Origin of the sequence: Spirosoma oryzicola (assembly GCF_021233055.1) — a bacterium.
GTDB classification, from domain to species: Bacteria; Bacteroidota; Bacteroidia; order Cytophagales; family Spirosomataceae; genus Spirosoma; species Spirosoma oryzicola.
Map to the genome: position 1 here is coordinate 5,237,401 of NZ_CP089538.1, position 21,407 is coordinate 5,258,807.

General features: G+C 51.1%; 14 protein-coding genes. 8 read left to right on the forward strand and 6 right to left on the reverse strand.

Annotated features, from left to right (window positions below; translation table 11 throughout):
- Positions 1–66 precede the first annotated feature (66 nt).
- Together LQ777_RS22110 and LQ777_RS22115 are read left to right on the forward strand one after the other, a co-directional pair.
- Positions 67–3,036, forward strand: coding sequence for an FAD-binding and (Fe-S)-binding domain-containing protein (locus LQ777_RS22110; protein ID WP_232560110.1), 2,970 nt, complete (start codon positions 67–69; stop codon positions 3,034–3,036).
- Positions 3,037–3,312: 276 nt separating this feature from the next.
- On the forward strand, positions 3,313–5,817 hold the full coding sequence (locus LQ777_RS22115) for a GEVED domain-containing protein (protein ID WP_232562895.1): 2,505 nt from the start codon (positions 3,313–3,315) through the stop codon (positions 5,815–5,817).
- Positions 5,818–5,821: 4 nt separating this feature from the next.
- On the opposite strand, the gene LQ777_RS22120 is transcribed toward LQ777_RS22115, so the two are convergent.
- Both LQ777_RS22120 and LQ777_RS22125 read right to left on the reverse strand, forming a co-directional pair.
- Positions 5,822–7,102, reverse strand: a complete 1,281-nt coding sequence (locus LQ777_RS22120) for an APC family permease (RefSeq protein ID WP_425276957.1) — start codon at positions 7,100–7,102, stop codon at positions 5,822–5,824.
- Between the two features lie 312 nt (positions 7,103–7,414).
- A complete protein-coding gene (locus LQ777_RS22125; protein ID WP_232560112.1) occupies positions 7,415–10,432 on the reverse strand; it encodes a TonB-dependent receptor in 3,018 nt (1,005 codons plus the stop codon).
- Between the two features lie 273 nt (positions 10,433–10,705).
- On the opposite strand from LQ777_RS22125, the gene LQ777_RS22130 reads away from it, so the two are divergent.
- The 3 genes from LQ777_RS22130 to LQ777_RS22140 all read left to right on the forward strand — a co-directional run bounded on the left by LQ777_RS22130 (position 10,706) and on the right by LQ777_RS22140 (position 13,048).
- Positions 10,706–12,058, forward strand: coding sequence for a Gfo/Idh/MocA family oxidoreductase (locus tag LQ777_RS22130; protein ID WP_232560113.1), 1,353 nt, complete (start codon positions 10,706–10,708; stop codon positions 12,056–12,058).
- A 129-nt stretch (positions 12,059–12,187) separates the two neighbouring features.
- Entirely contained in the window at positions 12,188–12,391 is a 204-nt protein-coding gene (locus LQ777_RS22135; protein ID WP_232560114.1) for a hypothetical protein, read from the forward strand.
- 147 nt (positions 12,392–12,538) lie between these two features.
- Positions 12,539–13,048: a PPC domain-containing DNA-binding protein gene (locus LQ777_RS22140; protein ID WP_232560115.1), complete on the forward strand. Its 510-nt coding sequence runs from the start codon at positions 12,539–12,541 to the stop codon at positions 13,046–13,048.
- Positions 13,049–13,070: 22 nt separating this feature from the next.
- Here LQ777_RS22140 and LQ777_RS22145 read toward each other — a convergent pair whose 3' ends face one another.
- Complete coding sequence (locus LQ777_RS22145) at positions 13,071–14,192, reverse strand: FAD:protein FMN transferase (RefSeq protein ID WP_232560116.1); 1,122 nt, start codon at positions 14,190–14,192, stop codon at positions 13,071–13,073.
- Between LQ777_RS22145 and LQ777_RS22150 the strand changes: the two genes are divergently transcribed.
- A complete protein-coding gene (locus tag LQ777_RS22150; protein ID WP_232560117.1) occupies positions 14,185–14,394 on the forward strand; it encodes a hypothetical protein in 210 nt (69 codons plus the stop codon). The two genes, LQ777_RS22145 and LQ777_RS22150, sit on opposite strands and share 8 nt — an antisense overlap.
- Before the next feature lie 5 nt (positions 14,395–14,399).
- On the opposite strand, the gene aroC is transcribed toward LQ777_RS22150, so the two are convergent.
- Together aroC and LQ777_RS22160 are read right to left on the reverse strand one after the other, a co-directional pair.
- On the reverse strand, positions 14,400–15,479 hold the full coding sequence (aroC, locus tag LQ777_RS22155) for a chorismate synthase (protein WP_232560118.1): 1,080 nt from the start codon (positions 15,477–15,479) through the stop codon (positions 14,400–14,402).
- Positions 15,480–15,547: 68 nt separating this feature from the next.
- Positions 15,548–16,999: a BatD family protein gene (locus LQ777_RS22160; RefSeq protein WP_232560119.1), complete on the reverse strand. Its 1,452-nt coding sequence runs from the start codon at positions 16,997–16,999 to the stop codon at positions 15,548–15,550.
- A gap of 119 nt (positions 17,000–17,118) precedes the next feature.
- On the opposite strand from LQ777_RS22160, the gene LQ777_RS22165 reads away from it, so the two are divergent.
- Positions 17,119–17,331, forward strand: a complete 213-nt coding sequence (locus LQ777_RS22165; RefSeq protein ID WP_232560120.1) for a hypothetical protein — start codon at positions 17,119–17,121, stop codon at positions 17,329–17,331.
- Between the two features lie 102 nt (positions 17,332–17,433).
- On the opposite strand, the gene LQ777_RS22170 is transcribed toward LQ777_RS22165, so the two are convergent.
- Positions 17,434–18,828, reverse strand: coding sequence for an MBL fold metallo-hydrolase RNA specificity domain-containing protein (locus LQ777_RS22170; protein WP_232560121.1), 1,395 nt, complete (start codon positions 18,826–18,828; stop codon positions 17,434–17,436).
- 97 nt (positions 18,829–18,925) lie between these two features.
- Between LQ777_RS22170 and pbpC the strand changes: the two genes are divergently transcribed.
- Positions 18,926–21,280, forward strand: coding sequence for a penicillin-binding protein 1C (gene pbpC / locus LQ777_RS22175; RefSeq protein WP_232560122.1), 2,355 nt, complete (start codon positions 18,926–18,928; stop codon positions 21,278–21,280).
- Positions 21,281–21,407 lie beyond the last annotated feature (127 nt).

Genomic DNA, 21,407 nt, shown 5'->3' on the forward strand with positions numbered 1-21,407 from the left:
TAATATTTTTGGCTGATTTACAACTATTTTTGCCTTTATTCTGGCACAGGCCATTGATTAAGAATTATGGATTCAGAGGTTATAAGGCATCTTGCCAGTCAGCTCTCCGGCGATGTCTACGACGATAGTACGTATCGTACACTTTATGCAACGGATGCTTCGGCTTATCGAGAGGTACCAACTGCCGTTGCTATTCCCAAAACGATTGATGACCTAAAGACGCTGATTGCCTTTGCCCGCGAGCACAAAACGTCGCTGATTCCCCGCACGGCAGGGACATCCTTAGCCGGTCAGGTTGTTGGCAGTGGTATTGTGGTTGATGTGTCGAAGCACTTTACGAAAATTCTGGAAGTCAACCCCGAAGAGCGCTGGGTACGTGTTCAGCCCGGCGTCGTGCGCGATGAGCTTAATCTGTTTTTGAAACCGTACGGCCTATATTTTGGTCCCGAAACGTCCACGGCTAATCGCGCTATGATCGGCGGTATGGTGGGCAATAACTCCTGCGGCTCTAACTCGGTCGTTTACCGGGCCACCCGCGAACACACGCTGTCGGTAAAAGCGTTACTGGCCGATGGATCGGAAGCGGAGTTTGGCGATCTAACAAGCTGGGATTATACAAAGCTGGTTGGCGATGCAAGCCGTAAAAATGGCTCGGCAACGTTGGCTGACAAAATACTGCTCAAGACAAACGCTATTTTGGCGGATCCGGTTAACCAGGAAGAGATACGGCGGAACTTCCCAAAGCGGACCATCGAACGGCGAAATACGGGTTACGCGCTGGACGCGCTGCTCGACATGGTCCCCTTCGCGTCCGATGGCGAGCCGTTTAACCTGGCAAAATTCATTACCGGCTCCGAAGGAACGCTTTGTTTCTTAACCGAAATCAAGCTGAATCTGGTCCCCCTTCCTCCAAAAGAAAGTGGGCTGGTTTGTATTCACTGCCATTCGATCGATGAATCGCTTCGTGCGACGCTGGTGGCCCTGAATTATAAACCTTACGCCGTTGAGCTGATCGACGATATTATTCTGGAGCGGGCCGATACGAATCCAGAACAGCGCAAAAACAGCTTCTTTGTCCAGAAAACGCCGACGGATCACTTCCCGATTATTCTGGTTGTCGATCTCTCGCGCGACACACGGGCGGAAATCGAGTTGCTGGCGGCTCAGATGGAAGCGGAGTTACGGGCAGCTAATCTGGGCTATCATTACCCGCTCCTATTCGGCGAAGACACCAAAAAGATCTGGACCCTCCGCAAAGCCGGTTTGGGCTTGCTCGGGAATCTACCCGGCGACGAAAAAGCCGTCGCTGTTATTGAAGATACGGCGGTTGATGTTCATGATCTTCCCGACTACATCCGCGATTTCAATGAAATCCTGAAAAAGCATAATATGCATTCGGTGCACTATGCGCACGCAGGATCGGGCGAACTACATCTTCGGCCTATCATCAATCTGAAAACCGAAGAAGGTCACCGTCAGTACCGGCTTATTGCGGAGGAAATTGCGACGCTGGTCAAAAAGTACGACGGCTCACTCTCGGGCGAACATGGCGACGGGCGATTACGGGGCGAGTTTATTCCGCAAATGGTTGGGCCGCACAACTACGAACTGATGCGGCAAATTAAGCATACCTGGGACCCGCAGGGAATTTTCAATCCCGGTAAAATTGTAGAAACGCCCCCCATGGATACGTTTCTACGGTACGAAGCGGGTCAGCAGACGCCAGAGTTCAAAACGTATTTCCGGTACAAAGATCAGAACGTACTTCAGCACGCCGAGCAGTGCAACGGTTCGGGCGACTGCCGGAAAACGCAGGTATCCGGTGGAACCATGTGTCCTAGCTACATGGCCACCCGTAACGAGAAGGATACGACCCGCGCTCGCGCCAACGTTTTACGCGAGATGCTGACGCGCTCCCCCAAGGAGAATCGTTTCGATCACGAAGAAATAAAAGAAGTGTATGACCTTTGTCTTTCCTGCAAAGGATGCAAAAACGAATGCCCTTCCAACGTTGATGTTGCGAAGCTCAAGGCCGAGTTTCTACAACAGTATTACGACACAAACGGCGTTCCAATTCGCTCACGACTGATTGCTAATTTCGCCCGGCTGTCGAGTCTTGCTTCTTTGGTTCCCTGGGCCTGGAATGGTGTCTTGGGAACGCCTTCGCTTCGACGGGTAGCCAATCGCCTGGTTGGTTTCCACCCCGACCGGACGATGCCTTTGCTAGAAAACACGACACTAAAAAAATGGTGGTCAAAACGGGCTAGTAGCGGTAAACAAGCGTCAGCAACAGCAGCATCCGAACCACGCACCGTACTTCTTTTCTGCGATGAGTTTACCAATTACAATGATGTTGAAGTAGGTCAGAAAGCAATCCAGCTGTTCGAGCGGTTGGGGTATACGGTTGTTATTCCTGAGCATGGCGAGAGTGGCCGCGCGGCCTTGTCCAAAGGCATGCTCAAATACGCTAAAACACTGGCTGAGCGCAACGTCCGGCTTTTGAAGGATGTCGTCACCGCCGAAACGCCACTGGTTGGTCTGGAACCATCCGCTATCCTGACTTTCCGTGACGAATACCCCGATCTGGTCGATGAATCGCTCGTGGCCGATGCGAAGAACCTGGCTCAGCACACGCTGACATTCGAAGAATTTATCGCGCGCGAATCGGATGCTGGTCGTATTGGCTCCGGTCAATTCACGGATGAAAAGCGGTTAATCAAGTTGCACGGGCACTGCCAGCAAAAAGCGGTCTCGTCATTGGTACCGGGTAAAAAGGCGCTGTCGCTCCCGCAGAACTACACGACGCAGCTTATCCCATCGGGTTGTTGTGGCATGGCCGGTTCGTTTGGCTACGAGGCCGAGCACTACGACGTTTCGATGCAGGTTGGCGAATTAGTTTTATTTCCGACCGTCCGGCAGCAGCCCGATGATGTTCTTATCGCAGCCCCCGGCACCTCCTGCCGCCATCAGATCAAAGATGGTACCGCTCGAAAGGCCAAGCACCCGGCTGAGATTTTGTTTGACGCTTTAAAATAAAATGATAAAGAACCACCGCTTTCACCCAGATCGAGCGGTGGTTCTTTACAAGATGGGGCAGAAATTAAAAATTCTGTTTCAAGAAATGCTCATACTATTCTGTATTGATACAATTCAAGCGTATACAGCAAAATAATTGTATAAACGCCTAAAATAGCTATTGCATATTAGGAAACAATATTTTACTTTCGGTATACTAAACACAATCCTAAACATCAGCCTTGTTGAATGACACCTTGTCTACGGCTTATACTAATTTGCCTGTGCACCTTGTCTGTGCACTTTTCGGTGGCTCAACGGGCTCCTCTCGTGCTTCCCCCCCTGTGTGCAACACCCGATCTGACGGAAGCCCAACGCCATGAATTATCCCGCGAGGCAGCCTTTGCCTTAAGTGTGAAACAAGCTTCAGGCGAAGCCTTGACGGGTATTGTATACGTTCCGATCCGCCCCCACATTTTCCGGAGCAGCAATGGAACCGGCGGTATGACGATGACTAAGCTGAACAATATCATCGCTATCACCAACAGTTATTATCTCCTTAACGGCAGCGGAATTCAGTTTTATTTCTGCGGTACGTCACCCGACTACATCGACAACGATAATCTGTATAATAGCTTCCCGGCGTACAGCGAAACCTCGGTGAATGGCCGTGACGCGACCAATGCGATGAACCAGTACTACGTCAATGCGTTCGATCAAAGCGGCCTGGGCGGCTATGCGTATTTTCCGGGAAATAGCCTTCAGTCAACCCGTTCGTTTATCCTCAATGAGTCCGATGAGGTCGATCTCGCAAACCGACTGCTGCCCCACGAAATCGGGCACAACTTTAACCTGTACCACACGTTCGGCAATAGCGGTTCGGGCACCAATGAACTAGTGACCAGAGGTGCTGGCGCTAATTGTACAACAGCTGGCGATGAGCTTTGTGACACCCCCGCCGATCCGTACGGACTGCCTGGTGCAACGACGGTTTATATCAATGGCTGTCAAACCTATAACGGAACGGTTACCGATTCGCAGGGAAATCGATACGCGCCTTCCATCACCAACATTATGTCGTACTATTTTCCGTGTACGCACGATTTTACGGAAGGGCAATACAACCGAATGCAGGCCGGTCTGGCACTGCGACAAACACACACCGCCTACTCACTGGGTTGTCCGGCTACAGCCGTAACGGCACCTAGCAATGTGGTTGCCGCGATAAGCAATGGTAACGTACTGCTGTCATGGCAGGATAACGGAACCAACGAGATGGGTTACTTCATCGAGCGTTCGACCAGTTCCAATACCGGCTTTGTACCCATCGGCGGAGTAGGACCTAACACATCCAGCTATACCGATACCAAGACAGCGCCTGTAACCACGTACTATTATCGGATACGTCCGTCAAACAGTACTACGCAAGGACTTAGCTCAGTAGCTAGTGTTACAACATTGGCTTGTCGCCCAACCTACAGCGCGTATGCCTGCTCAGAGAACGACGGATTAGATGGCTTTTCCCTTAATGGCGCTACGCTCAGTCAGAATTCAGGTTGCTCAGCGGGAGGGTATAGTCTAGTGAATGCATCGTCGGCTCTTGTCCAACCCGGCCAGTCGATTCCTTTTACGGCGACTTTATTACCTTCACAATACAGCCAGGGGGTGTCTATATGGGCTGATCTCAACCGGAATGGCTATTTTGAAACCGACCGGAACGAATTGCTCTACCAAACACCTAACACCGTTACGGGCCAGTTCTCGGGAAATTTGGCTTTACCGAACACGTTGACAGCGGGTACGTTGATGATCCGTGTCGTTGTCACCTATAACGGGATTCCAACCGATGCATGCGGCATCTATTCGTATGGCGAAACGGAAGATTACCAGATCACCGTTGCCGGCCAGTCGCAGGCTGATCTTAAACTAAGCATGAAGTCCAGCGCCCGCATACCAGCGCTGAATCAGCCCGTCAGCTTTTCGGTAACGATTCAAAACAACGGGCCATCCAACGCAACGGGTGTTAGCTGGCAAAACAACTTACCGCCTAACCTTACCTTTGTTAGCGGGGGAGCGGGCGTATCAGGTTCGGGTAGCGCCGTTGGCGGAAGCGGTATAAGCCTGAACAGCGGTGCGTCGGCTACGTACGTTTACCAACTCAGACCGACTCAGGCAGGCGCTTACGTAAATGCCGCTCAGATTTTGACCAGCGATCAACCCGACCCGACCTCCCAGCCAGGCTCTGGTACCGGCGATGGACAGGACGACGCAGCAAATACTGACTTCCGAACGTCAACCAGTAGTTCATCCATCTACGTATCGCCTAATCCTAACCAGACACCCCTACCCGCGCCCCAGTCCAATCAACCCGCGCCCGTAGCGAACAAAGCCGATCTGTCGATGAGTATGCAAGTCAGTAACCGAGCCCTTCGCGTTTCTCAGCCCGTAACATTCACACTGACGGTAGCGAACGCGGGCGGACTGACAGCCACCAACATCGTCGTGCGGGACACGTTACGCAATCTTACCCTGACCAGTACCCCGGCGGGTATGAACGTGGTGGCTATCGGAAACGGCTACTCGATTGTCGAAGGAACCATTAGCTCGCTGGCGGCAGGTGCAACCGCTCAGTTTGTATTGACCGCCCAGCCTACTCAAGTCGGAAACCTGATGAATGCGGCTCAGATCTGGTCAGCTGGTACGCCCGACCCCGATTCGACACCGGGCTCCGTTACGCCTAATGCGAATAACCTGAACGGCGAAGACGACGTAGCTTGGCTCGACTTACGAGTAAGCCCATGATGCCTCACTTACCGAACGGCCATTGCTGACGTACGCCAGCTGATACAAGGAAGGCGACGATACCCAGGCCAATGACGGTTAGGCCAGAAAGCATGAACGTCAGTCCGGTCGAAAAGAAGATGAACAGCCACACGGTAATCGCTAACAGCACGGGTAGCGGGTATAGCGGCATTCGGAAAGGAAATTCACGGATGGCTCGTCGGCGGTGAAGCAACAGCAAGCCAACGGCCTGCCCGACAAATTGCACAACGATCCGCATCGCTAAAATAGCCGTAATCACATCGCCCAGCCGGAATAGTAAGCTAAACACAAAGCCGACACCCCCTAAGAACAACAGCGAGATATACGGAAACTGGCGCGTCGGGTGCAACCGCGCGAAAATCGGAAAGAATTGCCCATCGGCGGCAGCTGCGTACGGCACCCGCGAATAGCCCAGCAAGACGGCAAACAACGAAGAAAAAGCAACCAGCAAAACCAGAACGGTTGCCAGCTTAGCAGCAGCCGGACCGTAAAGCGTTTCGACAAACGTGCTGACGATAAAGTCACTGTTTTGAGCCTCCTGCCAGGGCACGACACTCACCACGCTCAGGTTCATCAACAAATAAAGTCCCGCGATACCCGCAATAGAGATAAACATACTGGCGGGAATGTTGCGCGTTGGTTTTTGAATCTCTCCGCCAAGGTGACAAACATTGTAGTAACCCAGGTAACAGTAGATCGTTTTGACCGATGCTTGCCCAAGACCAGCGGCTATTAATCCACCACTCACCGATCCCATCGAACTTAATGTCTCCGTCAGCGGAATGCGGGCGTTGCTTAAACCGCCAACAATAATCCAGCCCAGCGTCAACAACACCGCCCCCCACATAACCAGCCCGATTTTACCAATCGAGTCAATTTTTCGGTATAACAGGATGATAATGACCAGCACAACTCCGCCCGATACCGCTTTACGCTGCCATTCGTCCAGCGGTATCAGGTACGACATGTACTGCGAAAAACCGATAGCGCCCGAAGCCATCACCAGCGGAGCCTGGATCATGGTCTGCCAGACGTACAGAAAAGCCAGCAGACGCCCCCAACGCTGTTCTCCGTACGAGATTTTCAGAAAATTATAGCTTCCGCCTGCCTTGGGAAAGGCAGCTCCCAGTTCAGCCCAGACAAATGCATCAACGACCGAAACGAGCGCACCTAGCACCCACGCCCACATAAACTGCGGTCCGCCGAGGGTTTTTATGACCAATGGCAACACAACGAATGGTCCGATACCGACCATATCGATCATGTTTAGCGCTGTGCCCTGAAGCAACGTAAGCCGCCGTGGTAATGCGGAGTCAGTATCCAGTCTGGACGGATTAGACGGCTCTGAGGAGCTGGAAGATGTAGAATCAATCAATAGCGTAAAAGGAAAATCAGAGTGACCTACCAAATGATCAGGCAACGGTCATTTTACGCGTAAAAGTTCGATTCTGCTTTTCATTTTGACGGCTTAGTCAATAACCCGCTGGAAATACGAAGGCCCGTCGATTTGTTGCAAACGAAAAACGTCGTCACAAGACAGCTCGTAACGACGTTTTTCTTAAAGCTACAGGTCTGCTTAGTTCATCAGTTGATCGAAGGACAAACTGACGTAGTACATCGATCCCACGCTGGGGTTACCCCAGGACTGCGTATAAAGTTTACCCAGCAAGTTGGTACCACCGACTTTTAGAATGGATTTAACTCCCGGTATTTTTTTGCTGATCTGCGCATCCAGCGTGCTATAGGCGAGAATAATGGTCTGCTGACGAGCCGTAGCCTCTGCATTAGCAAAGCTAGCTTCCCACAAAAAGGAATCCTGAGCCCGCCAAACGACGTTGAAGCCAAAACCGCTACCAGCAACATTCCGATTGCCAACCGATAGGTTGTACCGATATTTAGGCGTGTTGAACTGCGTCACGAAACCCGCTGGCAGCTTATCCCGGTCAATCAAGTAGTTCGACGCTACGTTAGCACCAACCGTATAGTTACCGGGTAACAGGTAATCCAGACCAATCGCCCAGCCTGCATTTTTTAACTGAGTGCTTGAGTTGACCGGGTAGAAATAAACGTTACGCGTTGACGCACTGATGAGTTGCAAGGCCGTGGCCGGATTGGTGAGCGAAACGGGCTGCACACCCTGTACGACCGTTTGCGTACCCAACAAGTTCAGGAACCGGTTATAGTAATAATAGGCGTCGATAAACAACTTATTTCCGAGCAGTCCCTTATAGCCGACTTCGTAGGTTTCTACGCGTTCGGGATCGTAGCCCGGATCAGCGGCTGGTCTCAATAAGGCAAGGGCTTGTGGCAAAGCAGCGGCTCCACCCGTCTGCAAGGCGGCTCCAAAAGCTTGTACTGACTGAAGCGTATACACCGGACTGCCGCTGAAATTATACCGTTGCTTGAACAAAGGCAAACCACCGATCAAGTGAGCCGAAGGTGTGTTCAGATCGATATACTGGTCCTGCGTTGTTGGAATACGGAAACCGCGTTGGAACGACGCCCGAACGTTGTGCACCTTCGCTAAGGTCAGTACCGCCGATAGACGGGGGCTTATCTGCGCTTTGAAGTTCTGGTTTTTGTCGTAACGCAGGGAACCGGTTAGCTTCAATACATCAGCCAACGTTTTCGACGCCTGCGCGTAAGCACCGTATTCATCAATCGTAAATTCTTTGCCATTTTCGTCACGAGCAAATAAGGTACCTTCCGAATTCAAGGCATACCGCCGAACATTACCGCCAACGATCAGTTCGACCAGTTTTGGATCAATTACCTTGTTGAAGTTGTACATGGCCTCACCGTGGTAAAGATTGGTTTTGTCGAGAAAGCGCGCGCCCACGCCCTGCGCATCCCCCGGAATCGGTTTTCCAGATACGGCATCAAACGCCTGTTGGAAGCCAGCGGTACCCGGCATCAACCGACCTTGATCAGCCGTGCCGCGCGCGACGTTCAACCAGTTCGTTTGTTGACTGGCTGCGTAGCCCTGCGCTGTGGCTACGGCAGCGGCCTGATTCTGCCCACTGCTAAGAGCCTGTAAAAGCGCTCCGGCGTATCCCTGAAACGCGGTTTGCGTGTACGTTCCGAAGAACGTCGGAAACCATTTGGCGGCACTACCGCTCCAGTACTCGTTGATTCCCTGACCCAGTATCCCCGTTGCGTACGCGTCGCCCGAACGCTCCTGCGTCGTATACGCTCGTACAAAGAAATTAGACCCTTTCAGTTCGAGTTTATATTGACCAAGTTTGAATCCTTTGATGTAATACCGGTCAGCTCCTGTGTACACCGTCGTACCCGTACCCCAGTTGGCCTGTACAATTGCTTCGACATTTTCGTTTAGCCGGTAGTGCAATGCGCCATTCAGTTTGAGGTTATTGACATTGTAGTCGACAAGCTCGTTTTCCAAATAACCCGTCCGCGAAATGTTCAGGTTGGGAATAATCGCATTGAAAAGCTGCTGTGGGGTCAACCCGGTCAGCTGCGGTAACGTTTGATTACCCGCCTGTGGAATCTGGGTGGTCGCAATCAATCCCAGTACCTGCGATGAGCCGTTGGCGCCCGTTCCGGGTTGTCCATTAGCGAACAAGTTCGAATACAGGTTAGCACTCGCATCACCGTAAATATTGATACCATCATAGCCTGGGTTATTCGCCCGATTGCCGGTTTGCAGATTATAATTATTCGAGAAGCTTTGATCACGGTAGTCGGTAGCCTGCCAGTCTTTAGCCGACAGATAAGAAACCCCGACCTTAAACGCCAATCGGTTATTGAACGCCTTCGCGTAGCGGAAAGCGGCATCGTAAAAAGGCGTCGTTGCGGTCGAATGATTGCTGGCATTCATCACACCCCCTTTAACATACGCACTGAGTCCCTGATACTGAAACGGATTTTTAGAAGTCATCAAGAGCAAACCGTTAACGGCGTTTGGACCGTAAAGGGCTGATGCCGCACCGGGCAGTAACTCAACGCTTTCCAGATCCAGTTCTGACACCCCGGCGATATTACCCACCGAGAAGTTCAAGCCTGGTGCCTGATTGTCCATCCCATCGAGCATTTGCACGACACGGGTATTGCCGTTCGCACCGAAGCCGCGCACGTTGACCGATTTGAAGGTCAGACTTTGCGTAGCCATATCGACCCCCTTGATGTTTTGTAGCGCATCGTAAAACGAAGCCGACGGCGTGGCTTGAAACGATCGAATATCCAGCCGCTCGACCGATACCGGCGATTTAAGTACGCTTTCCTCGACCCGCGATGCCGACACAACTACTTCCTGGCCGATCGTGACCTGCTCTTTCAGACTTACGGTTATGTCCGAGCGGCTGCCGGTGATGACCAATTCCTGCGCCTGAAAACCTACGGCTGAAACAGCGATTGTGAAGGGCGTAGGCGTGTTGGTTGTTAACGAGAAGTTTCCTTTCTGGTCGGTTATTGTGCCGATTACCTTACCCTTAACGGCAATGCTGATACCGGCTAGTGGCTCTTTTGTCTCTGCTGCGGTTACCGTCCCCGCAATGCGCGTTTGGGCCATAGCCGCTGTGGTCAGCAGACACAAAAAGAACACATGAATTAGTGAATACGTAGTGGATTTATGCATAGATAGTCAATAAAAAAAGGTTGTTTATAGACGCTTTCTCTTCTCCTCTAAACATACGGATAACTCTTCTCTCCGTACAAAAAAATCTTGTTATTAAATAAATTATTTTCAGAAAATAGCCTTGTTACCTATGCGCTAAAACCCGAGAAACATCCCTGTCACTGGCAGCTTTAGCTTGTTCGCGTTAAGGTTTCGGAAAACGAACTAGTAAATCTAAATACCAGCTACCTTTAGTAATAAGCGTTCCATTTTTCAACCGAACTTCTTACTCCAATGACGAACGAATCGAACCGACGCGATTTCCTTAAAACGTCCGGGCTATTGACAGGCAGTGCGCTACTGGGCGGTTTGCCATTTGGTGCACAAGCCGAGATGGCTGGCTATGGCTACCATACTTCGGCAAACGACACCATAAAAGTAGCGTTGATCGGCTGTGGCGGACGGGGCACCGGGGCCGCTCAGCAAGCCTTAAGCACGAAGCAAAACGTTAAAATTGTGGCACTAGCCGACGCCTTCCGCGACCGGGTGGACGATGCCTATAAAGCGCTGACCGAGCGCGGAGCCAAAGCCGCCGACGGAACGCCTAAAGTAGACATACCAGAGGACCGTAAATTTGTCGGATTCGACGCTTACAAGCAAGCCATCCCGTTAGCCGATGTCGTTATTCTGGCTACGCCACCGGGCTTTCGGCCAAGTCATTTTGAAGAAGCCGTTCGTCAGGGTAAGCACGTGTTTATGGAAAAACCGGTGGCTACCGATGCACCGGGCATCCGGCGAGTACTGGCTGCTGCGGAAGAAGCGAAACGGAAAAAACTGAACGTAGTCGTTGGACTCCAACGGCGTTACCAGCCTAGCTACCGCGAGATGATCAAGCGGATTCACGACGGCGCACTCGGCGACATTGTGGGTGGACAGGTTTACTGGATCAGCGGTGGGGTCTGGCACAAGCCACGTAAGCCCAACCAAACCGAAATGGAGTATCAGATGCGCAACTGGTACTACTTCAACTGGCTGTGCGGTGATCATATCAACGAGCAGCACGTCCACAACATCGACGTAGCCAACTGGGTCAAAAACAGTTATCCCGTGTCTTGTCAGGGAACGGGCGGACGTCAGGTTCGGACAAGCAAAGAAGATGGCGAAATCTTTGACCATCATATTGTCGACTTTGTTTACGCCGATGGTACAACCATCAATAGCCAATGCCGACACTACGAAGGCACCTTTAGCCGGGTAGACGAAATGTTCCTGGGCACCAAAGGTAAAGTTGAAGGGATGGAGAAAAGAACCAGCGTCTTGATGGGTTATAACGGTCAGCCTATCCATACGTATGACGCCAAAGCGGATGGCAATCCGTACCAGATTGAACATGACGAGCTGTTTGCTGCCATTGCCAAGGGCGACTACAAATTTGCCGACGCCGAACGGGTAGCGAAAAGTACCATGACGGCCATTATGGGCCGAATGGCGACTTATTCCGGTAAAGTGGTGAAGTGGGACGAAGCGTTAAATTCCCAGATTGACCTCTTTCCAACTACCCTCGCCTGGGACGCTATGCCTAAGAGCCTGCCAGACAAAGACGGTTTCTACCCAATAGCCGTACCTGGTAAAACGATAGCCGTTTAACTAACTCCATTGTTAATCAATCGCTGGTCTGACTTGCCGGACTAGCGATTGATCAACCGTAAATAGCCAGACTGTTTAAAAGCGGCCTGACTGTTCTTCCAAGACTTCACTCCGTTCGGTCAGGTAACTATGATTACGCTAAAAAAGCGCATCGTCACAATTCTCATGGTCGTTATCTGGGGAATCACGGCCATCCTGCTGTTTAACACAACGCATTCGAAAGGCATCTTTTCCATTCTATTCAGCGGCATTTTTATCAATGTCTTGCTGGCTGTCTATTACAGTTGCCTTGGACAACGCATCGTTAGTTTACGCGACTGGTTAAGTCGATAAGCCATTGGCCTCTAAACGCTGATCTTCAACGGCCATAACCAATACCAGGCCAGCCATTTCACGCGCTGACCAGGGTGAAGGCTGTTAGCAGAGGGCCAATTGTGCCAAAATAATGGTTATAGCTGTAGGATAACCGATTTAACAGCTATGTTCAACTCCTTCTTCCTGGCACTGGCCCTAAACAGCTTCGGCATGCTCCTACCGGTTCAACAGCAGTCAACGCCCGCTCACGCCGTAAGTCCCAAATACATGTCTACGCCAACCGGCTATGTAATGGTCCTACGACAAGGCGACAACGTTCTTTACGAACTGGAGCAGTTAGCGGTGAACGAAAAGATTCCCAGCGCCAGCTTCAGCGGCTTTGGCTTTGTTCACCCAACCTTCGGATTTTGGAACGCCGAGAAAAAAGACTACGATCCCAAATCCATGCGAGACACAGAAATGGCCAGCATGACCGGTAGCATTGCCTGGAAGGACGACAAGCCCGCCTTGCATGTACATGGCGTCGTTACGGATAAAAACTTCAACGCTTTTGGTGGTCATATCCTGGCGCTTGAAGTTGGCACTGGGTCGGTAGAAATTACAATCACCGTTCACAAAAAACGGCTGGAACGTGAGGTCGATCAGACGACCGGCGCGGCTGTACTGCGCTTGTAGAAAGTAAGTCCTGTCGTTTGTGCTAGGGAAGAATTCTCTTGAAACCAGCCGATTTCCATGCGTGCCGTTTGCCGGTTTTGTTTTCGAGAAAGAGTAGCTCGGCTCCCGGAAAGCGCTTGAGCAACCGCCGACTTTTCCGTAAGCCAGCCACGCTGAATACTTTCGTCAGTGCATCGGCATGATAGCCATCCGGAGCGAGTACGGTAGCTTGCACGAAGTGGTGCAGCCCTAACCCGGAGCGTGGGTTCATGATGTGCGAGTAACGTCGGCCTTTGTGTTCCAGAAAGCGGTATGTGTCACCCGATGTCGTTATAGCCGCATTTTTCAGTAAAACAGTAGCCGTATCTGAACTGCCTGCTTTGCCAGAACCGAGGCTTACCCGCCATCCCGCCGGATGGTCGGGCGGTGCATCGCTTACAAGGATGTCTCCTCCAATGTCGAGTAGAGCCGAGCGGATTCCGAATTGATGCAGTACCGTGAGCGCTTCGTCAATGGCAAATCCCTGCCCAATGCCGCCAACATCCAGCCGCATCCCCGACCGCCGAAGTTTTACGGTTTGATTGGTCCGATCCAGTTTCATCAGCCGATACCCAACGGCCCGTCTGGCCTTGCGTCGCTGGCTAGCCGTAGGAAATTCCTTGCGCCGGACGGCTCTCCGCCATAACAACGACAACGGCCCAACCGTCGGATCGTAACGTCCGTGCGAAAGCTGGGCTATGGATTGCGCTTTCTGCAAGACATGAAATAAATCGGCGGACACCGTTATCCACTTACCCGAACCGCTGGTTGCCGACAACCGGTTTATTTCTGAACCGTCCAGATAATCGCTCATGATCGCATTCAACGTATCCATTCGGACCGAAACAGCCCGATTGGCCTGATAAGCAACTACGCTATCCGGTGTGTAAAAAATGACGTTGAATTCCGTGCCCATCAGGCCCTGAGTAAACGAGAACCGCTGTAGCCGGGTCTGAGCATTCCCTGACAGAGGTAGCAACAACCAAGCGCCCAGCGAAAACAGCCGCCAATGTGCCTTTGTATTAAAGAGAAAAGAGCGCTTATGCTGTACTTTTACGAACTGAACAAAGCTGTTTACCTGAAATTGAGTTTTAGGTAAACAGCTTATCCCTTGTCTTATGGTCACGATCAAAAACAAATTCGTTTTACTGGCCGCTGGTTTCTGGCTAACTGGTATAGTGCTGCTATTGGCTGGTGCCTGGGCCAGACGTACGCATTCCGATACCGCCGACACCTTGCTCAGTTTGGGCATCATCGGGCAGGCTATTGGCTTCGGCTTCCTGGGTTTCGTTATTATGCAGGCCGTTCTAAACAAAAGTAAGCGATAAACGGGCTACAGCCGTGCCGCTTTGTCACGCAGATACATGTCGGCCAGCACCAGCGCAGCCATTGCTTCTACGATGGGCACAGCGCGGGGTACTACGCATGGGTCGTGCCGCCCTTTTCCAGAAACCGTTACCGACTGACCATGCACGTCCACGCTTTCCTGGTCCTGCATGATGGTAGCTACGGGTTTAAACGCCGTCCGGAAATAGATAGCCTCTCCGTTGCTGATTCCTCCCTGAATACCACCCGACAGATTCGTTTTTGTCCGAACACGTCCCTGCTCATCGGTGTAAAATTCGTCGTTGTGCTGGGAGCCGTACAGTTCAACTCCGGCAAAGCCGCTTCCGTATTCAAACCCTTTGACGGCATTGATACTAAGCATCGCTTTGCCTAGTTCGGCGTGCAGTTTATCGAAAACGGGTTCGCCCCAGCCAACCGGAACCCCCGTAACGACGCAGTCAACCACGCCACCAATTGAATCGCCCTGCTTACGCGTCTCGTCGATGTATTGAAACATGCGTTCTGCCGTTTCAGGATCGGGGCAACGAACCGGGTTTTCTTCCGCCAACGCCAGCGTTAATTCCGAGTAGGGCTTATCGAGTTTGAGCGCCCCAACCTGCGACACGTAAGCCTGAACCTGAACACCCAGTTCCTTTAGTAGCAGTTTTGCGATGGCACCGGCAGCCACCCGCGCGGCTGTTTCGCGCGCTGAAGACCGACCACCGCCCCGGTAATCGCGGGAACCGTACTTCGTCTGATAGGTATAATCGGCGTGAGAAGGCCGGAACTGCTCGGCTATGTGTCCATAGTCTTTACTCCGCTGATCGGTATTGCGAATAAGCAGTGCGATTGGTGTCCCCTGCGTTTTTCCCTCAAACACACCCGACAGCACGTCAAACTCATCGGCTTCCCGCCGTTGGGTAGTGATTCTGGACTGTCCCGGTTTACGACGGTCTAATTCATGCTGAATGAAATCCGTATCAAAAGACAGCCCGGCTGGACAGCCATCGATAACAACGCCAATGCCGGGACCGTGTGATTCGCCGAAGGTAGAAATTTTGAATAGTGTTCCGTACGTACTGCTCATGCTTGCTTATGGAGACTAGTCGTGGGCGTTTAAACAGATCGTCAACGACCAGTTATTGATCCATTCGTTTATTTCTTAAAGAATACAAAGATGACTCCTAATAACATTATTACAATCAACACATTGGCAATTGACCGGATTAAAGCCGGAACACTCATCGATTGCTGGGTGCTGTCTATTGCTTCGATCCCGCTGTACAACGAGTTGCCGGTTGTTGCTGGTACAACCTCACCGGTAGTACCCGATAAAGCGGCCTGTACGGTTGCGTTGGCCAATAAGCCGGCTCCTTTTCCGCCGACCTGTAGCTGCGCCCGAGGACGAAGGGTATCGTAACGCGCGGTATGCGGATTGAAGTATATCCACTGAAAACGGTTAACCAGCGGAATAGAACCGTCCTGATGAGGAACGATGAAGTACGTGAATAACTTGCGGCCCGTCACCTGCGTACCGTTGTTTTCGATGGTGTGTCGCTCTTTGGGCGGAAATATGTCAACGGCGGTGGTATCGTTCAGTGTAGCCGGAGCGGGAAGGGTCGCGATGTTGCCTTCTCCCGTTACCGTAAAGGTGTAGCGAATGCTTTGCCCCACGCGCACCCGTTGCCGTTCGAGGTTTTCTTCCAGCCGAAACGTACCAACCGGGACGCGGCCGCGCAACGGATGAGCCGGAAGCGGTCGGACGGCAATGGTGATAGGCTTACTGGTAAACGTGATCGTTTCGGGTTTAGCCGATGGTGGACCGATAATGGGTCGTTCCTTTTCCATCCACAAGGTCACTGCCGGTAATTGCAGGGTACGGTTTGCCAGCGGAAAAAAGACGGATTGATACAAGCGGTACTCCCGGAATTTTTTTCCTCCCACCAATACAGGTACCGGATTCAACTCCGTGATGCCAACGCTTTCCTCCCATGCATTGGCCGGACGGATTTTTTTAGTGATCGTCTGCAACTGCTTATCGAGTGCCCTGAACTGGAGTCGATACGGGTAATTGTCAGCAATAAAGAACGACAGGGTCAAGGCGACATCCTCACCAGCGTACAAGGTAGCTTTCGACGCTCTCAGCGATAGAAAAGCCGCTCCACTGGATGGGATAGCCAGCGTAACAGCCGTCGATGTAACCGGACCAGACGCCACACCTGAAGGCCGAACCACCACGATGGTCCCTTCGGATTGTACCGTTTCGTCATTGACTTCTATGCTAAAGGGAGGAATGCGAAAACGACCGGGAGCGCGAGCCTGATAATTCTGCGTGATGACCTGATTCGTGATTGTTTTACCCCCAATTTCACTGGGTGTCACGCTGGCCGATGTACCTTTTTTTGTGAACCCCGGAATGTCAGGAAATAGAACAGAAGGACGTGAATCGCTGTTAGGAATAATAATGGATATTGTAAAGGGCCACTCAATCGGAAAATTAGTTTGCCCTAGCTCAATAGTAATGTCATTATCAATCGCTTGCCCAAAAGTAACGGCAGAAATTAAATAAAATAATACAAAATATTTTAGGAATATTTCTATAAACATTGTTATTTTTGAGCAACAATTTATAAAGAACGCCGTTACGGATTTAGGTACTTTATCAGAACGAACTAACTACTATCTTTCAGTATCTGTAAGCTTCTTTAACCAAAAAATGAGATACTATGCTTTCAATGCTAGAGTATATCAAAACGATCCTTCAAAAGGTAAGCTTTGACAGAGGATTATTTGAAAAAGAGTTGGCGAAAGCCATTAAAATGCTCATTCCTAAAGAAGTAAAGCAACTCAGACGCTGGTGTTACGCACAATTCGGTAAAATGTATCGTGTCGTGCTGAACCGCTGCTTTGCGCGGGTGCCACGAGTACGATTTACTTGACGACTGCACGAACGCCACTACAAAAATAATCCCCCGGCTTTACAAAAACCGGGGGATTATTTTATTTATACCAAAAAGCAGCGAAGCGGCCCGTAGCACTATTTACAACGTGACCTGTTCCCGCATATCAGGGATTCGAACCGTACGGAAACCAGCCCCTTCTAATTTTTCTTTCCAGACTACTTGCTTGTCGTATTCTCCATGAACCAGAAATACGGTTTTAACGCGAGCGGGGTCCTGACAACTTAAGAATTGAAGCATTTCGCGGTAATCACCGTGAGCCGAGAATGAGTCCATAATCTCGACTCTGGCAGCTACATGATAGCGTTCTCCAAAGATGGTAACTTCTTTGTCACCCCGCTTGAGTGCCCCACCCAGACTGTTCGGTGACGCGTACCCAACCAGCAAAATAGTCGTATTCGGCTTCTCGACGTTGTTTTTGATGTGATGCTTGATACGACCAGCTTCCGCCATGCCCGATGGTGCGATAATAATACACGGCTCCTGGCTGTTGTTGATCGCTTTTGATTCCTCTACATCGGACACGTAACGCAAGTTAGGGAAGCAGAACGCATCGCCGTCTTTTTTAATATACGCCAGAATTTCGGGGTTGAAGTCTTCTTCGTGATCCCGCATAATATCGGTGGCTTTTACGGACATCGGGCTGTCTATGTACACCGGTATTTTTGGCAAATGACCTTCGCTCGACAGTTGATCCAGCGCGTAGATCAACTCCTGCGTCCGGTCAACGGCGAAGGCAGGAATAAGAAGTTTGCCCCGCTCCTGAACGCAGGTTTGCTGCACAATGCGTAACAGATGCGCTTTCATGTCGGGCTCAGCTTCGTGGAGTCGGTCGCCGTACGTTGATTCGCAGATAATATAATCAGCCTGCGGAAACTTGTCGGGGAATCGTAAAATCTTGTCGTCGGGTCGGCCAATGTCACCACTGAAAAACAACCGTTTTTCGGTCCCCTCCTCCCGAATCGTCAGGCTAACCGACGCGCTACCCAGCAGATGTGCGGCATCGGTCAACAATCCGGTTACTTCATTGCCTATTGCAAACGGCTTGTTGTACTCCACCGGTTGCATCTGCCCGAGGGCTTTCTGAACGTCGTCTTCATCATAAAGCGCTTCCAGATCAGGCTGACCTCGGTGCTGCCGTCGTCTGTTCACCCGTTCGAGATCGCGCTCCTGAATGCGGGCACTGTCCATAAGCATTACTTCGCAGAGATCAATAGTAGCCGATGTGGTGTAAATAGGGCCGGTGAACCCTTGCCGCACAAGTCGGGGAATGAGTCCGGTATGGTCAATGTGAGCGTGCGACAATACCATGTAATCAACGTTGGCGGAATCGAAGCCAAACTGTTGGTTGAGTTCGTCGGTATTGATGCCTTGAAATAATCCGCAGTCAAGCAAAATCTGGGTGCCGCTAGCTGTAGTGATCAGGTGTTTACTACCCGTTACGGTGCGGGCTGCTCCGAAAAACTGAATTGTCATTGTTTTAACGTACGGTTGTCGTTGGTTATAGGATTTGATAGACTTTTGCGTTTAGTAACTACGTATAGTCAGCAGTAAGACACCACCAGACACCGTAATGAGTACAGCACTATGGGAAAGCAGTCAACGCATTGCCAGACGAGTCTGGAAGCCGTTTGCCGTTAAGCTAGTTCTTACTGCGACATTGCTTTTTCTGATGCTGGATCTACTGTTTCCCGTAAAAACGGCTGTTTCCTACTCGACACTGATCACAGCACGCGACGGAACCATTCTTCACGCGTTTCTTAGCCGCGACGACAAATGGCGGATGTACGCCGAACTTCCCGAGATTACTCCTACTCTCCGCGACGCTATTTTGTTCAAGGAAGACAAATACTTCCGCTATCATATTGGTTTTAATCCCATAGCGATGGTGCGGGCCGCCGGCCGAAACCTGCTATCAGGTCGCCGAACGTCAGGAGCGTCAACGATTACGATGCAAACGGTCCGGCTCCTTCACCCTCGCCAACGCACGTACGGCAGCAAGCTCATCGAACTGTTTCAGGCGATGCAGCTAGAACTTCATTACTCGAAGGATGAGATCCTGCAATTGTATTTGAATCTGGTTCCGTACGGCAGCAACATTGAAGGCTTAAAATCGGCGTCGTTGCTGTACTTTGGCAAACCACCGAAGCTACTGAGCCTGGCCGAGCTGACCACGCTGACCATTATACCGAACCGACCGTCGAGCCTAAGGCTGGGGGTGAACAATGCACTGATCATTGAGGAAAGAAACCGTTGGCTAGCCCGTTTCCGAGCTAGTAAACTCTTCGATGAAACAGCCATTGCAGATGCCCTGGACGAACCCCTTACCGCTTATCGACGCGCAGCCCCGCAGTTAGCACCCCACCTTTCCGGACGACTGCGAAGCGAAAATCCCCGTGTACCGATCATTCAGGCATCGATCAGTCCGGCGATGCAGGCCACTACTGAGCAGTTGGTGAGAAACTATGTAAATCGAACGCGCGCTTACAATATCCACAACGCAGCGGTATTGATTGTGGATAACCGAACGCAGGAGGTAGTTGCTTATGTAGGTTCCTCCGACTTTGGCAATGCTTTTGACGGCGGACAAGTGGATGGTGTCCGAGCAGTGCGTTCACCGGGAAGCGCTTTGAAACCACTCCTCTACGGATTGGCATTCGACGCGGGCCTTATCACTCCCAAAACGAAATTAAACGATGTTCCCACAAATTTTGGTGGCTACGAACCAGACAATTACGACCGCAAATTCAACGGTCCGGTAACGGCAGAATTTGCCCTGGCTAACTCGCTCAACATTCCGGCGGTTGCTTTACTGAACGAACTTGGTACGCCAACGCTGATGTCAAGCTTACGCAAGGCAGGCTTTACAACCATCCGTAAACAAGCCAAAGATTTGGGGCTTTCCACCATTCTGGGAGGCTGCGGGGTTACGTTGGAAGAAATGACGCGACTCTACGCCGGATTTGCCAATGGCGGAGTCATGGGCGAATTGCGATTTACGAGCAAAGCTTCGCCAACTCGGCGGGACACAAAACTTCTTTCGCAGGAAGCCGCCTATCTCATCACCAATACGCTCACCCAAATCACCCGCCCGGATTTACCAAACAATTTTGATAACAGTTATCACTTGCCGCGCATTGCCTGGAAAACAGGGACCTCGTACGGTCGGCGCGATGCGTGGAGTATTGGCTATAATCAGCGGTACACGATTGGCGTATGGGTCGGTAATTTTTCGGGTGTGGGTGCCGCCGAACTCAGCGGGGCCAATACCACTACACCGTTGCTCTTTCAGTTATTCAACACGTTGGATTATAACTCGCCCAAAGGCTGGTTTTCTAAACCGGGTAATAGTTTATCAACTCGGCTTGTCTGCCCCGAAACGGGTGATGTTCCGGGCGAGTTTTGCACTAGTCACGTAACGGATTATTTCATTATGGGCGTGTCTCGTTACCGGCGTTGCCAACACCAAAAAGCGGTTTTTACCAACGCGGCAGGTACCTTGTCGTACTGCGCCCATTGTAAACCCGACAGCGGTGCCATCCGCCGATCTTACCCGAACTTATCGCCGGACGTGATCGCTTTCTACCAAAGCAAGCACATTCCCTTTGAGAAAGTGCCCCCGCATAACCCAAACTGCGAACGTGTTTTTGGCTCGACAGCTCTAAAGAGTGCGGGACCTCAGATAATCAGCCTGAACGATGGCAGCGAGTATTTCATCAATCCAAAGCAACCAGCTGATCTGGAATTAAGCTGCCAGGCACCCAACGACGTACAGACGGTATTCTGGTATCTGAATGACAAGTTGTACCGAAAGTCGTCGCCCACCGAAGCCGTCTTTTTCAGACCACGCCCCGGCTCGTTAAAAATTTCCTGCGCGGACGATAAAGGGCGCTATAGCGACTTACGCGTAATCATCAGAAATGAGTAGCATACCAGACAATTACTACGAGTATCCTACGGACTTTCGTTCGTTGACAACCGCTCAATAAGTCATTCATTCTAAATTGATCGGCTCCACAATTTTGAGTAGAATTTTTCGTCTACATTCGATCTCT